The organism is Prochlorococcus sp. MIT2304 (genome assembly GCF_059772405.1).
In genome coordinates, this window is sequence record NZ_CM186286.1 from 1505359 (window position 1) to 1520104 (window position 14746).

Here is a 14746-nt window from a genome sequence, read left to right on the forward strand (position 1 = left end):
TTTAGGGTCTTTTAAATCATCTTAGATCTAGTCCCTATGGACTTGAACAATTTGAAATCAGATCCAATTGTTGTTGTTGGTGGCGGCTTCGGAGGACTCTCTACTGTCCAAGCATTATTAGCTTGCTCGGATGGAACACCAATCATTTTGATTGATCAAAGCCCAAGATTTCTTTTTAAGCCATTGCTTTATGAATTATTAAGCGGTGAGCTTGAATTATGGGAGGTTGCACCGCAATTTTCCGCCTTAGCCGCAGAATTAGGATTTATTTTTTTACAAGAGTATGTAGTGAAAGTTAATGAACTTGAAAGGAAGTTAATTACTTCATCTAAGAGGGAAGTTAAATACTCTCAACTTGTTATAAGCACAGGAGTAACAACGGATTATTCTCATTTTGAAGCTTTAAAAGAATATGCTTATGGTTTTTCTAATTTAAATGATCTCCTAAGAATTAAAGAGTTAATAACTTCTATCAATCATTCTTCTAATTTCACAAAGCCTTTAGTGATCGCTGGGGCAGGACCAACTGGTGTTGAGCTTGCCTGTAAATTATCTGATTTAGTTAATAACAGAGTGGAAATATGTTTAATTGATAGAGGGAATAAAATCTTATCTAAATCCAAATCTTTCAATAGAGCAAAAGCAATAGAGGCAATTTCTGAGAGAAATATTAAAGTATACTTAGAATATAATATTGAATCTATTAATAAAAGGATTATAAAACTATCAAGTCTTGAGAGCGAGAGAAATAATTCCCTTGAAATTAATTATTCTGCCTTGGTATGGACTGCTGGATTAAGACCTTTTAGCTTACCAATAGTGGATCAGCTTTTAGATGAAAATAAGAAGATTAACGTAAACCAATTTCTGCAAATAAACGAACATCAAAATATTTTTTTCGTAGGAGATATTGTTTTTTGTGAGAATTATCCTTTTCCTTCATCAGCTCAAGTAGCTATGCAGCAGGGTTATCTAACAGCTCAGAATATTATTTCCCTTAGGATGGGTAATCAACTTAAATCATTTCAATTTGAAGATCTTGGAGAAATGCTGAGTCTAGGTATTGGTAATGCATCAATCACTGGATATGGAATCACTTTGGCAGGACCGATAGCTTTTAAAGTAAGGCATTATGCATATTTGATGCGAATGCCAGGTTTTTCTGTTTCTTTAAAATCCGCAGGATCCAGGCTATTAAGTAACAAATAACTAATCGTTTATTTTCTCAATATCCTTAGTTCCTTTACACAGTATTCTTAAAATCAATATTTGGACAGCGTCAGGTGAACAGGTTATTAATTAAAGAATATGAATGAGATATTAACTATTTTAGAGAATCCTAAAGCTGTCATAACTTTGGCAGTATTAATTATTGCAGTTTTTTTGTTCGTGAGCAGTGCTTTGGCTCCTGAACTGACGGGGCTTTTGAGCGTTGCATTATTGATGGCTACGGGAGTTCTTTCCCCTCAAAAAGCATTGGCTGGTTTTGGAAGTCCTGCTTTGATTACTTTGATGGGTTTATTTGCGGTTTCTGCTGCACTTTTTAAAAGTGGCGCCCTTGATCGTTTAAGAGAGTTAATTGCCTCCGAAAGCATTCGAACTCCACGCAGATTGATAGCTTTGCTTGGATTAGTTGTGGCTCCTGTTTCAGGTGTTGTTCCCAATACTCCTGTAGTAGCTTCACTTTTGCCAGTAATCGAAGCGTGGTGCATTAAACGAAAACTATCTCCCTCTCGCGTATTGTTACCGTTATCTTTTGCCACGGTCCTGGGTGGAACTTTAACTCTTTTAGGTAGTTCAGTAAATTTGTTAGTTAGTGATATTAGTGATCAACTTGGCTACGGTGCTTTTGATCTATTTACATTTACGGCAATAGGAGTACCTATATGGCTTTTTGGGACAGCATATATGCTGTTAGCCCCAAACTCTCTATTACCTGACAGAGGGCGCATTAGTTCTGAATATGGAGGGAGCTCGGATCAAACGAGTTATTTTACTGAAGTCACTATTCCTTCTGATTCTGAACTTGTTGGACATTCATTGAGAAATAGCCGCTTACAAAGAAGATTTGATGTGGATGTTTTAGAAATACAGCGAGAAAATGAAATACTTTTACCACCTCTAGCTGATCGAATTATTCAGTCTGGCGATCGATTGTTGATAAGAATTACTCGGTCAGATCTTTTGCGTTTAAAACAAGAACATACTGTTCAGTTAAATAAAAACTTAAATATTGAAAAAAATTTTTTTCTATCCAATATTGATGAAAACCAACAAACCGTAGAAGTCCTTTTGCCAGCAGGGTCCACTTTGGCCGGCGCAAGCTTGCGTGAATTGCGATTTAGGCAAAGACACAATGCTACTGTTTTGGCCTTAAGACGAGGTCAGCAAACTGTTCAAGAACGCTTAGGTCAAGCAATTTTGAGAGAGGGAGATGTATTACTTCTCCAAGCTCCTAGAGATTCAATTCGGGGATTACAAGATAGTAATGACCTTTTAGTTTTAGATCAATTTGAGAATGATCTACCCACTGTCACAAGAAAACCAATAGCAATTGGTATAGCCATCGCAATGTTGATAATTCCTTCAATTACTGATTTGCCTCTAGTAGCTTCTGTCTTAATGGCAGTAATTGCAATGGTCTGGGGTGGATGTTTAAGGCCAGCAGAGGTCCAAAGATCAATTCGACTTGATGTCATCCTTTTGCTTGGATCTCTTTCTAGTTTTAGTGTTGCAATGCAGACGACCGGTCTTGCTGATGCTTTTGCCAATAGTTTGATTTTTATATTGCAAGATTTACCTACTTACACTTCTTTATTAGTTATTTTTCTTTCAACTACCATATTTACTCAATTTGTTAGTAACGCTGCATCTGTGGCTCTTCTGGCGCCAATAGCTGTTCAATTGGCACCAAGTTTGGACCTGCCTCCTTTGGCTTTATTGATAACAGTTCTTTTTGGCGCTAGTCAATCTTTTCTTACTCCTATGGGGTACCAGACAAATTTGATGGTATTTGGTCCTGGGCGTTATCAATTTTTAGATGTCACCAGATACGGAGCGGGATTGACAATCTTGATGACGTTTCTTGTTCCTTGGTTAATTTTATTAAAGTATAGTATTTATTAAATATGAGGAGTATGATTATTAGCTTTGGTGAGATTTTAGATCTTTCTTCTAATTTTGATTATTTAATCTTTTCAAAATTAGTATCTATCTATTGTCAGAGGAAGTGAGTATCAGACAAGAAACTTACAGAAGGCTTACGGTTCCACAATTCACTGTGGTAACTGGTTTACTTGTTATTACTTGCGGAACATTATTGTTGTCGACACCTTTTTGTTCTAATGAAAATGTAGGTCTATGGGAAGCCTTATTTACTGCAACTTCTGCTGTCACCGTTACAGGATTATCAATTATTGATGTAGGAATAGATTTGACTTTTTTTGGACAACTGATTTTGGCAATTATGTTATTAATTGGTGGTTTAGGCTTAATGGCAATTACTACATTTTTGCAGGGCTTTATTGTTAGCGGAACAGAGTTAAAAACACGTCTTGATAGAGGGAAAACTTTAGATGAATTTGGGGTTGGCGGTGTTGGTAAGACCTTTAAGGGAATAGCGATTACAGCTGCTATTCTTATTAGCTTTGGTGCTTCCATTTTATACTTTTTTGGTTTTAATAATATTGCTAACTCAAGCGAGAGGATATGGGCGTCAGTGTTCCATAGTATTTCTGCTTATAACAATGCTGGATTTAGCTTGTGGTCTACAAGTTTAGAATCCTACAGAACCAACTGGGTAGTGAACTTTGTTTTAATTGTTTTGATTGTTTTAGGTGGTTTTGGTTGGAGAGTGACAAATGATATTTGGATAAATCGTAGATCTTTAAAATTGAGAAATTTAACCCTTCATACACGCTTAGTAATTAGATCCTCTTTCATATTAATTTCCCTGGGTTTTTTGGGTTTGATTTTTACGGAATCTTTGGCTAGGGGGAGTTTCTTTTCATTGATTAATTTTGATGATCGTATTTTAACTGCTTTATTTACCTCTGTTAGTGCTCGAACGGCAGGTTTTACGAATTTGCCAATTTCTATTGATAGCGTTTCTGATTCAGGCCTTCTATTAATTATGTTTCTGATGTTTATTGGAGCAAGTCCAGGTGGTACTGGAGGAGGAATTAAGACCACAACTATTGCCGCATTGATGGCAGCAACAAGAGCAACCTTGCGTGGTCAAAATGAAATTATTATTCGTAATCGTCAAATATCTGACAAAGTCGTTCTTAAAGCTGTTGGTATAACAGTTGGTTCATTTTTATTTGTATTAATTATGGCTTTATTATTAAGCTTGAGTAATGGATTTAGTAGTGGAGAGAATTTTTCATTTTTAGAAATGCTTTTTACTTGTATTTCTGCTTTTGCAACTGTAGGTTTCGATCTTGGTGTTACCTCAGAGCTAGGACACTTAGGTCAATTAATACTTGTTATTGGGATGTTTGTTGGCAGACTAGGTATTCTTTTGTTTTTGAGCGCTATGTGGCAAGCTCTCTATAAAACCAAGCTTCAACATCGCAATCGAATTGGCTACCCAAGGGAGGATCTCTATGTTTAATGAGGACACAAATCATGAGTGATTGGTGGCAATGGTCTCCCATAAAAGCAAATCAGAAACTTGGTTTTGCTGTAGTTGGAATTGGTCGTTTTGGAAGCGCTGTATGTCGAGAATTATTGAGAAATGGTGCTGATGTTTTAGCTGTTGATTCATCAGAGAAGGCAATAGAGGAATTACGTCAACTAGAGCCAACAATCGAAGCAAGGGTAGTTGACTCAACTGATGAAGAGTCTATGAAAGAGGCAGGTGTTCTTGAAATGGGGACAGTAGTTGTAGGTATTAGTGAGCCCATTGAGGCAAGTATTACAACAACTCTTATTGCAAAAGACACAGAGGGAAGTTTGGTTAAGCAGGTTATTGCGCGCGCAACAAGTGATCTTCATGAAAAAATGTTGAAAAGGGTTGGTGCGGATCGGGTTGTATTTCCTTCAAGAATGCAAGGTGAAAGATTGGGTTTGGAATTGGTCAGACCTAATTTGATTGAAAGATTAGAATTAGATGATAAAACCGGGATTGATGAGATTAAAGTGCCTGAGGTGTTTGTAGGCCGTTCGTTACGGGATTTGAATCTTAGAAAAAATTATTTTGTAAACGTTTTAGCTGCTGGTCCTGCTCAACTACTAACGGTTAATCCTCCAGCGAAATATATTTTAGAGAAAGATCATGTGCTTGTAGTTATGGGTTCAATGGAAGATCTTCAAAAGCTCCCTCAAACTTAATTTATGCGTGTATTGGGTTTAATGAGTGGTACGAGTGCTGATGGTATAGATGCAGTTTTAGTTGAATTTACAGGTGATCCTTCAAAGCCGAAATGGGAAATTTTAAATACTAGCTCTTATCAATATCCATCCTCGACTAAAGAAAAAATAATACAAGTTGGTCAAGGGTTGAAAATGAATAGTAAGGATTGGTTTGAACTGGCTGAAGAAATTACTGAACTAAATGCTTTTGCTGCAAGGACTTGTGATCCTGATTCAACTGCTGAGGTTGTTGGATGTCACGGACAAACTTTATTTCATAGAAGTGTAAAGAAATCTAAAAGAGGAGGAAGTCTTCAAATTCTTTTAGGACCATTACTTGCAAAAATTTTAAATCAAGTTGTTATTTTTGATTTTAGATCAAAGGATATTGCTTTAGGTGGTCATGGTGCCCCATTAGTAGCGTTAGTGGATGAAGCGTTATTTGGAAGGGTATATGGATGGAGAGGAGTTCTCAACCTTGGAGGAATAGCTAATCTTACTATTATTCCACCCAAGAGTGGAATTGATAAAACTTCTGAGTGTTTGGGCTGGGATTGCGGACCGGCTAATTCTTTAATTGATTTAGCTATTAAAGAAAGTACTGATTCATCTTTAGAGTTTGATCAGAATGGATCTTTAGCATCTCTTGGGATACCTAAATTAAATATTATCGAAAAGTGGTTGAGGGAACCTTTCTTTCATCTTGAACCTCCACGTTCCACAGGTAGAGAGCAATTTGGTAGTCAAGATTTACAAAAAAGGAAAAAGCAATTGGGTGATTTATCAACAGAAGATTTAATATCAACACTAACTACATTTACAGCATCAATAATTTCTCAAGATTTAGATAATCTTTTTAGGTTCAGAAAGATACGTTTAATCGAGCTTTTGGTTGCTGGAGGTGGGACCAAAAATTTATTTCTAATGAAACAACTACAGAAAAAATGCTGCGGGGTTTGTGTTCGTCCAATAAATGAAATTGGTATTCCTTCTCAGCATCGAGAGGCACTAGCTTTCGCAATTTTATCTTGGTGGAATGTCTTAGGTAAAAAAGTTAATTCGAAGTTTATAACCGGAGCAAATAAATCTCTTTTATATGGATTGAGAGTTGATCCTTGATATGAATTAATTCAATAGCTAATTTCTTTTAAACCTTAATCTTTTTGGAATCCCTTTAAGTCTTTGTGTTTTTTGTTTTTCTAATGCATTGATAAAATTTTGTGTTTGATTTTTCTTAGTTTCTAATTCTTTTGGTACTGAACTTTCTTTCAATTCGTGATTCTTAACCCCTTCCTGAATTAAAACTTTGGCCATATTGCTGACAGTTCTAGATTCTTTTACTGCTAATTCTGACAATCTTTCACATAAATCTTCTGGGAGAACAACTTGTATGCGAGGCGATTTTTGCTTCCCGTTAGATGAGTTTTGACGAGTAGCCATGCGTACAAAGAACTACCAAGTAGTAAATAGTGTACACTTGTACGTAAGGGTAGTATCCTTGTGTATGATACTTACCAATCTGGACAGCTTTGTCTTGTCAATCTTTCGCTTAAATTTTTCGATTTAAAAGGAGTATTTCATGTCTCAGCCATCTCTTCCACAAACATCTAAACCTCTTTCTTCAAGTATTGTTGCTGAAAAAAGGGCTGTAAAAAGACAGAGAAGGAAGAGTCGTAGTAACGGTAAGAATGGAGATGTTCTAATTTCTGCTGTTGTCAGCTCTTACTTATTGACACATTTACACCATGTTTTGCAAAGAGCGGAATATGGAGCTAGCAAAGAAGGAAGGTCATCTCATGCTGCAAACTTTGCTCAACTTCGTAAAGTCCTTTGTATGGATGCTAGAAGCATGAAAGACGCGTCTGCACTAGGCCTAAAGGAAAGTGATTTGGATATGTGCAATGAATCTCATGATTGCGAGACAAAAGCTGCATAATTGAATATTCTTTTAATTAATGAATGTTTTTTTATGAGTGGCAATGCTTCAGAGCTTTATAAGCTTATAAATGCTGATCCAAAGAAAAAACAAGAACTTTTTCGTCAAGCCCTTCAAAACCCCAAGGGTGCTATGCAATCTATATGCGCTTTTGGGATCAAAATGAATTTGCCAGTTACTTCTGAAGAGGTAAAAGAATATTTGAATACCATTGATGATTCAGAGACTAAACAATGGCTGATAAAGGCTAGGGGGGGAATGTAATTAATTTTTGGAAGAAGTAGGGGTTCTGAATGAATTTTTACTATTTTCTTTAATTTCTCTACGTTCATAGCCACCTCCTCCCGCCATCGTCCAAAAAAACCAATAACTAGGAATTGCAAGAGCAGCGGCAAGTACTAAAGCAGTAATTTGTTCGAGTCTTAACATGGCCTGCTTATGTAATGTAATTTAAATCAGTCGGAATCTTTTAAAGCTAAATGATTAAAGGTAATTCACTTGAGGTTTTGTTGTAGTGTTGCGACTTGAAAAGATTAGTAAGATATATCCAACTGGACAAGTCTTGAAAGATGTCAGTTGGGAAATAAGAAATGGAGAAAGAATCGGTTTAGTCGGAGTTAACGGAGCAGGTAAATCTACGCAATTAAAAATTATTGCTGGCTTAGAAGAGGCATCAGATGGATCGTTGATTACTGAAGGGGATCCATCGATTGCATATTTAAAACAGGAATTTGATGTTGATTTTGCAAGAACTGTTAGAGAAGAGTTGTTTGAGGCATTTAAAGAAGCATCCGATTTACTTCATGGTCAAAAACTAATTCAAAATAATATGGAATCTGAATTAGCCGCTAAAGATTCAGATTATCTTGATTCATTAATTAAAGAATTAAGCTTTATTCAAAGCAAATTTGAATCAATAAATGGGTACGATTTAGAATCTAAAGTTGAAAAACTATTACCAACTATTGGTTTTAACCAAAACGATGGAGACAGATTAGTAGGAGATTTTTCTGGTGGCTGGCAGATGAGAATAGCTTTAGGAAAGATTCTCTTGCAAAGTCCTGATTTATTGTTATTGGATGAACCGACTAATCACTTAGATCTAGAAACTATTGAATGGTTAGAAACATATTTACTTAATCAGAAAGTTGCCATGGTAATTGTTAGCCATGATAGATCTTTTTTAGATAAAGTTTGCACAAGAATTGTGAATACAGAGCGAGGTCGATCTAAAAGTTATCTTGGAAACTATTCATCATATCTGCAACAGAGAGATTTTGAATTGGAAGCAACAAAAATTGCATATGAGAAACAGCAGAAGGATCTGCAAGTTCAAAAGGAATATATTGAAAGATTTCGAGCAAGTGCTACTAGAAGTACACAAGCTAAAAGTAGAGAAAAGTTATTAGATAAAGTTCAAAAGATTGAAGCTCCTGAGAAGAGATTGAAAGGACCTAATTTTAAATTTATGGACGCACCAAGGTCGGGAAAGGATATATTAAGTATTAAAGATTTAACGCATAGTTATGATGAAAATATTTTATTTTTGGAAGCTTTTTTAGAGGTACAGCCAGGTGAAAGAATAGCATTTATAGGACCAAATGGTTCTGGAAAATCTACTTTGCTACGACTAATTATGGGTTTGGAGGAACCTGAAGAAGGATCTATTTCAATAGGTAAATATAATATTATTCCCAGTTACTTTGAACAGAACCAGGCTGAAGCTCTTGAACTAGAAATGACGGTAATTGATACAATTTCACAATCCGTACCTAACTGGACTCAAACAGAGGTTAGATCATTATTAGGTAGCTTTGGCTTAATTAATGATTCAGTTTTCAAGGAGGTAAGCCAAATAAGTGGAGGCGAGAAAGCAAGGCTAGCTTTGGCATTAATGATTATAAAGCCATCAAATTTGCTTATTCTTGACGAACCTACAAACCATTTAGATATACCTTCGAAGCAAATGCTGGAGCAAGCATTATCCAACTATAATGGTAGTGCATTAATAGTTTCTCATGATCGATATTTTATTTCCAAAGTTGCAAATAAAATTGTTGAAATAAGAGATGGTCAATTAATTAAATATGAAGGGGATTATCAATATTTTAAAGAGAAAAAAATTGAGGAAAAAAAGGAAAAAGAAAAAGAATTAAAACTTGCAGAACGTGAGAGAAAAAGATTGGCTAATCGAGAAAAACAGAGAAAGAAAAAACAGATTAAAAAGAAATAATTATTCTTAAAAATACTTTTGGATTTTATGTTTTCAGATCAAAAATATCAATTGGTTTGATATATTTTATGGACTCTCTATTTTTTCTAAGTATTTTAATTTCTAAAGTTGATTTTAAATTACTCTGATTGATTTTTTTTACGACATCTGCGGGAGTTGAAATTTCTTCATTATTAATCGAGATTATTAGATCATTAACTTTTAATCCTCCTTTTTCAGCAGGACCATTTGGCATCAAATATTTAATAATTGCTCCACTTTCTCTTTGGGAAAGAAAATTACTTTTTTGCCTGATATTGCTTGAAAGTGATACTCCGATAATAGGATGCTCAGCTCTTCCACTAGTGATTAAATCTTGCGCGATTTTTCTCGCTCTATTTATTGGGATTGCAAAACCTAACCCTGCTCCTGGCCCTGAGCGAACAAGCGTATTTATGCCAATTACTTCTCCCAAAGAATTCAATAAGGGACCTCCAGAATTACCGGGATTAATGGCTGCATCAGTTTGTATCAGATCTATTCTTTTATCGGATATCCCAAGCTGTGCAACATCTCTATTTAGATTACTAATTATTCCAAGGGTTACGGTATTTTCAAGTCCAAAAGGATTCCCAACTGCAATTGCCCAATCACCAACTTTTAGATTATCAGAATTACCCAATTGAGCAGTCGGCCATGGACCCTCTGCCTCAAGTTTAATAACTGCAAGATCCGTCAAAGAATCTTCCCCAACGACTTTACCAATCACTCGTCGTCCATCTGATAAACCAACTATGAGTTGGTCAGTTTTTTCTATTACGTGTGCATTCGTCAAGACAAGACCTTCTTCAGAAAAAATTACTCCACTACCTTGACCTCTTTCAATTCTAGATCGAGGAATTTGAAGTCCTCTTAGACCAAAGAAACGTTCAAAATATTGATCATTTAAAATTCCTTGTGGTAAAAACATTTCATTAGAAGTCAACACTTTGCGTTCTGTTTCTATAGTGACGACTGCATTTCCAATGAGGTCTAATGCTTTTGAGACGAAAGATAGTTTATTTAGATTTTGTGGGGTTACTTGTAAAGTTTCACGAGAATAGACAGGAGTATTCAATCGTAAATTACAAACAATAAGTACAAATAGGACAAGAATTTTGAAATATTTTTGCTTTTCTAATTTCAGGTATCCTATTAAAAGTCTCGTTGTATCTAATCCATGCATGATCTTTAGGAAGGGATTAGTTTTTAACTCGAAGACTCATGATAGCCAATTTAGAATTTCAAAGCCCCCCTAATTTGATTACCATAGATTTTTACTAAAGAACTGCTATTCAAACTTTATTTCCTTTAGAATCTTAATAGCTTTATTCTGGGAAAGTCTATGAAACTAAATTGAGTTCAAGACTCAGTTTTAATGATTTATTCAGTTTTTTGATTTCTCATTTTGCAAATGTTGAGCAATTTCTTACCTTTTCTTTATGGCCTTTCAGTTTTTATTTTGTTGATTGTAGCGGCAAGAATAATGCTGAACGGGTTTTTCTCAGGTCAATCATTAAATACTCAAAATTCATTTTCACAAAAAAGACGTGACGATAGAACAGGTTTGGTTACTGTGCATCCTGAGCTGTTAAATGAAGATGGCTGCATCACTGATGAAGATTTGCTCACAGTTCGTTTTTCAAAGGACACTGATCATCCACAATCATCTGAAAAGCCTTCTGAATAATTTTCATTAGATTTTTTGGTTTGACATAAAATAGTTATCAACGAGGTTTTAATTTTGGAACAACGAACCCGCATAGTCGCTGCAGTTTTGAAAAATATGAAGTTACCTCCTCGGTTTCGTCTCAGATTATTAAAGGAAGATCCTGTTAGGCTTGAGCTAAGTCTCACCCCTGCTTATGGTAAAGATCCTATTCAAGTTGGATTGGTGGAATCACTTGATTTGGTTGCTAGAAGGGACAGAGAAGGAAGAATGCCCAGAGATTTACAAGGAACATGGGATTGGACCGTACGCCATGGCGAAGTTAGTACAGGTGGATGGAATCCTTATTTGAAAGAAGCTCTTCAAACAATGTTTGAAACTGGATTGCCAGCAATTATTTATGAGGAACTAACCGGCGAGGACTATCATCCAGTTGATGGATCCAAACATGTTCGATAGGTTATTAATTTCAATAGTTAAGTTTTTTGTTTTCTCATTTGGAGCATTTCTTTAGTATTATTAGTTTGAATTTGATTTACAAATGAAAGATAACTTCGAGCCTCGTTATGGTTTTGTCAACTTTGCGGAAATATGGAATGGCCGATTGGCTATGATGGGAATATTAATAGGATTGACGACAGAGTTGTTAACTGGACAGGGAATTTTAACTCAGATGGGAATTGGCTGAAAAAACTAATTCTTAGTTTTTTATTTTTCATAGTTTGACTAATTTTAAAATACACAAAGAATCTCTACCTACATATAGTGTTGAAGAGCTAAATGAATCTATTGGTTTATTATTATCTAGAGGGTTTGCACCGAAATTTATACTTCACGCCACTGTTTCTAAATCTCAAATAAAAAAAGGTCATTTATGGTTGACTTTGACTGATGGAAAGGCAAGCGTGGATGCAGTTGCATGGTCATCAACAATCAAGTCTTTAAAATTTCTACCCAAGGAGGACGATGGAGTTGTTATTGTTGGAAAATTAAATTTTTGGGAATCCCAAGCAAGATTATCTGTACAAGTTTTTGATATTCGAGCAAGTATTTCTACTGTTTTCAAGAAGTTCGAAATAGTTAAATCCAAGCTTATTAAAGAAGGTCTGATAGATGATTTATTAAAAAGAAAATTACCAAAATATCCAAATTCTATTGGAATTCTTACAAGTGTTCCAAGCTCTGCATTGGCCGATATGCTTAGAACTGCTAAGGAAAGATGGCCTTTGACAAAACTGTATATAATTCCTATTCCAGTTCAAGGTAATAATGAATCTGAACTAAAGACAATTTTGAGTAAATTGAGGAAAAATAAATTAGCTTTAGATGCGATAGTTATTGCTAGAGGAGGAGGTAATAGAGAAGATTTAATCTTGTTTGATTCTGAAATTATTGCTAGAGAGATTGCACAATTTTCCATACCTGTAATTACAGGGATAGGCCACGAAGATGATCTAACAGTTTCTGATCTTGTTTCAGACCATAGATCTGCTACTCCAACTGCTGCAATTGTTGATCTCTTACCCTCAAGAGAAATTGAAAAAAACAAATTTTTGCACAATAAGAAAACACTCAATAATTATTTTAAAATTTGTTTTCAGAACAAAAAGAATTTTTTAAATACAAAAAAATCTTTTTTTCTATCTCATTCACCTCAGCTATTAATAAAAAATCAAAGAGGAAAACTAAATTATATATATCAGCTTCTCGAAGCATTGTCCCCGGATAAATGGCTGAAAAGAGGTTTTGCTTTAATTAATGATGAGGAAGGTAATTCGATTTATAGTGTACAAAGTGTGAAGGCAAAAGATAAGCTCGTGGTTAAATTTTTGGATGGGGAAATCACTGCAGAGGTTGATAGTATCAATTATAGTAAAATATAAATTACTGAATAATACCTCTTTATTCTATTTAATGTGAAGATGTGGGTACTAAAAAATCATCAATGTCAAAAAAAGTTGCCAGCATTAAAACTATAGAAGCTTTTAAAAAAGATATTAATAAATTAAGTTATGAAGAATCTCTCTCTGAATTGGAATCCATTTTAACAAATATACAGGATGAAAATATTTCACTAGACAAAATTCAGATTAATTATGTCAAAGGTCACTTACTTCTTAAACATTGTGAGGAACTTCTGGAAGTTGTTGAACAAGAGATTACTGAAATTAACTCTGCGTTTATAAAACTAGACTAATTTTATAAACTCATATCTTCCGATTTAATATCAATTGTTGCCGCACTTGCTGGTATGTTTTCGAGAATATCCTTTCTATTATTAATATTTGCCCCACATATTGGACAAATATTTTGATTATTTAAAAAGCTTGAACCACAAGAATCACATTTTTGTATTTTTGATTGGATTCTTTTCCAAGAAAACCATCCTAACCCTCCTAATATTAGTGGTATTAATGTAATCAAAATGAATATTCCACCGGCTAAATCAATAATGAATTTCCCAGCTGGTGTAGGAAAAATGAGAAGTAAAATACATACCATCCAAATTAATGAAGATGGCTTGTTCATGAGTATTTAAGATATCTGCTTGTTTATTGTAATTTAAATTTTGATGCTTGTTTAATTGATGTTTAAACGTATCGATTGCGACGCATGCTTGCAATTACAACGCTCCAACACTGACCAAAATAAATAATGACACCTACCATCCAAACCCAAAGAGTCAATACTAAGACTCCTCCGATGAATCCATAAGCTTGAAACCTTGACCCCAAAGAGAGGATACTTCTGCTAACCGCTAAATTTAAAATAGTTAGCAAGGTTCCAATCATGAAAGCTCCTGGTATTAGTGGTTTCAAAGGTACTCTTCTACTAGGAAGTAAGCCCTGCAAAAGTAAAGCCATAGTTGAAAAACCTATTAAAGGGAGCATAAATTGCCCCACTTGAAGAACCGGTATTTTTGACATCGCATTTTCAATCCAAGGTGTTGTGTTCGCTAATTCTTCCAAAACGGCGCCAGGGATCATCCGAATATTTGCACTGATTTGATCTATCACCATTAAAAAACCGACCAAGAGAACCACAAAAAAAGCTTCTATTCGGTTTCGGATAAATCTAAATGCTTGAATTTTGAGTGGATCAGGTTTTGATTTAACTGGTAGAACGTCCTCCCATAATCTATCTGCTCCTCTTTGTAATGTTAGATACGCATTGCCTGCAGTGATCATTAAGAACATTGCGCCAAGTATTCCAGCGCCAAATCCTTGATTAACTAATTTTACTAAAGTTGAATCAACTAGACCAACAACTGATGGAGGTAAAACTTGAGCAGCCAAAGCAATAATTTGTTGATCTAAGCCTTGCTGTTTTCCTAAAAACCATGAAGCAACTGATAGAGATATCAGTAATATTGGAAAAAATGACTGCAGAGTGTAGTAAGCAAATGCTGCGCTTAAATCGACACAATCACATTTAGACCATCTTTCATAAGCTTTCCAGAGGCTACTAAAAAACCATCTTGTTTTTTGACTGTAGTTCAAGACCACTTTGGTTTTAGAGAGTTTATGTTTACTAT

The 14746-nt window shown here is 35.0% G+C and carries 18 protein-coding genes; 13 read left to right on the forward strand and 5 right to left on the reverse strand.

The window, feature by feature from the left end; translation table 11 throughout:
- Positions 1 to 36: 36 nt before the first annotated feature.
- From AC6EIY_RS08645 to AC6EIY_RS08665, 5 genes are all read left to right on the forward strand, one after another.
- Positions 37 to 1209 (forward strand): NAD(P)/FAD-dependent oxidoreductase, encoded by a 1173-nt coding sequence (locus AC6EIY_RS08645; protein WP_498506525.1) that lies wholly within the window; start codon positions 37 to 39, stop codon positions 1207 to 1209.
- 99 nt (positions 1210 to 1308) lie between these two features.
- Positions 1309 to 3126, forward strand: a complete 1818-nt coding sequence (locus AC6EIY_RS08650) for an SLC13 family permease (protein ID WP_498506526.1) — start codon at positions 1309 to 1311, stop codon at positions 3124 to 3126.
- Between the two features lie 103 nt (positions 3127 to 3229).
- Positions 3230 to 4615 carry a TrkH family potassium uptake protein gene (locus AC6EIY_RS08655; protein ID WP_498506527.1) on the forward strand — a complete coding sequence of 462 codons (1386 nt, stop codon included), beginning with the start codon at positions 3230 to 3232 and terminating at the stop codon, positions 4613 to 4615.
- A 14-nt stretch (positions 4616 to 4629) separates the two neighbouring features.
- Complete coding sequence (locus AC6EIY_RS08660; protein ID WP_269609359.1) at positions 4630 to 5334, forward strand: potassium channel family protein; 705 nt, start codon at positions 4630 to 4632, stop codon at positions 5332 to 5334.
- Positions 5335 to 5337: 3 nt separating this feature from the next.
- On the forward strand, positions 5338 to 6474 hold the full coding sequence (locus tag AC6EIY_RS08665) for an anhydro-N-acetylmuramic acid kinase (protein WP_498506528.1): 1137 nt from the start codon (positions 5338 to 5340) through the stop codon (positions 6472 to 6474).
- 18 nt (positions 6475 to 6492) lie between these two features.
- Here AC6EIY_RS08665 and AC6EIY_RS08670 read toward each other — a convergent pair whose 3' ends face one another.
- Complete coding sequence (locus AC6EIY_RS08670; protein WP_498506529.1) at positions 6493 to 6795, reverse strand: ribbon-helix-helix domain-containing protein; 303 nt, start codon at positions 6793 to 6795, stop codon at positions 6493 to 6495.
- Between the two features lie 139 nt (positions 6796 to 6934).
- Between AC6EIY_RS08670 and AC6EIY_RS08675 the strand changes: the two genes are divergently transcribed.
- On the forward strand, positions 6935 to 7291 hold the full coding sequence (locus AC6EIY_RS08675; RefSeq protein ID WP_498506530.1) for a DUF8682 family protein: 357 nt from the start codon (positions 6935 to 6937) through the stop codon (positions 7289 to 7291).
- A 33-nt stretch (positions 7292 to 7324) separates the two neighbouring features.
- Positions 7325 to 7555, forward strand: coding sequence for a DUF8665 family protein (locus AC6EIY_RS08680; protein WP_498506531.1), 231 nt, complete (start codon positions 7325 to 7327; stop codon positions 7553 to 7555).
- Here AC6EIY_RS08680 and AC6EIY_RS08685 read toward each other — a convergent pair whose 3' ends face one another.
- Positions 7556 to 7720 carry a hypothetical protein gene (locus AC6EIY_RS08685; RefSeq protein ID WP_498506532.1) on the reverse strand — a complete coding sequence of 55 codons (165 nt, stop codon included), beginning with the start codon at positions 7718 to 7720 and terminating at the stop codon, positions 7556 to 7558. It lies immediately after the preceding gene.
- 85 nt (positions 7721 to 7805) lie between these two features.
- Between AC6EIY_RS08685 and AC6EIY_RS08690 the strand changes: the two genes are divergently transcribed.
- The gene (locus AC6EIY_RS08690; protein WP_498506533.1) at positions 7806 to 9524 is read left to right on the forward strand and encodes an ABC-F family ATP-binding cassette domain-containing protein; all 1719 of its coding nucleotides are present in this window, start codon (positions 7806 to 7808) and stop codon (positions 9522 to 9524) included.
- 25 nt (positions 9525 to 9549) lie between these two features.
- Here AC6EIY_RS08690 and AC6EIY_RS08695 read toward each other — a convergent pair whose 3' ends face one another.
- On the reverse strand, positions 9550 to 10728 hold the full coding sequence (locus AC6EIY_RS08695) for a trypsin-like peptidase domain-containing protein (protein ID WP_498506534.1): 1179 nt from the start codon (positions 10726 to 10728) through the stop codon (positions 9550 to 9552).
- Between the two features lie 228 nt (positions 10729 to 10956).
- Here AC6EIY_RS08695 and AC6EIY_RS08700 point away from each other — a divergent pair, with 228 nt between their 5' ends.
- From AC6EIY_RS08700 to xseB, 5 genes are all read left to right on the forward strand, one after another.
- The gene (locus tag AC6EIY_RS08700) at positions 10957 to 11232 is read left to right on the forward strand and encodes a DUF2973 domain-containing protein (protein ID WP_498461983.1); all 276 of its coding nucleotides are present in this window, start codon (positions 10957 to 10959) and stop codon (positions 11230 to 11232) included.
- A gap of 54 nt (positions 11233 to 11286) precedes the next feature.
- Entirely contained in the window at positions 11287 to 11670 is a 384-nt protein-coding gene (locus AC6EIY_RS08705; protein WP_498506535.1) for a DUF8663 family protein, read from the forward strand.
- A gap of 82 nt (positions 11671 to 11752) precedes the next feature.
- On the forward strand, positions 11753 to 11899 hold the full coding sequence (locus tag AC6EIY_RS08710; RefSeq protein WP_011294091.1) for a CAB/ELIP/HLIP family chlorophyll-binding protein: 147 nt from the start codon (positions 11753 to 11755) through the stop codon (positions 11897 to 11899).
- A 34-nt stretch (positions 11900 to 11933) separates the two neighbouring features.
- Positions 11934 to 13094 (forward strand): exodeoxyribonuclease VII large subunit, encoded by a 1161-nt coding sequence (xseA, locus tag AC6EIY_RS08715; RefSeq protein WP_498506536.1) that lies wholly within the window; start codon positions 11934 to 11936, stop codon positions 13092 to 13094.
- A gap of 62 nt (positions 13095 to 13156) precedes the next feature.
- A complete protein-coding gene (gene xseB, locus AC6EIY_RS08720) occupies positions 13157 to 13408 on the forward strand; it encodes an exodeoxyribonuclease VII small subunit (RefSeq protein WP_498506537.1) in 252 nt (83 codons plus the stop codon).
- A gap of 2 nt (positions 13409 to 13410) precedes the next feature.
- Here xseB and AC6EIY_RS08725 read toward each other — a convergent pair whose 3' ends face one another.
- On the reverse strand, positions 13411 to 13740 hold the full coding sequence (locus AC6EIY_RS08725; protein ID WP_498506538.1) for a hypothetical protein: 330 nt from the start codon (positions 13738 to 13740) through the stop codon (positions 13411 to 13413).
- A 62-nt stretch (positions 13741 to 13802) separates the two neighbouring features.
- On the reverse strand, positions 13803 to 14711 hold the full coding sequence (locus tag AC6EIY_RS08730) for a YihY/virulence factor BrkB family protein (RefSeq protein ID WP_498506539.1): 909 nt from the start codon (positions 14709 to 14711) through the stop codon (positions 13803 to 13805).
- Positions 14712 to 14746 lie beyond the last annotated feature (35 nt).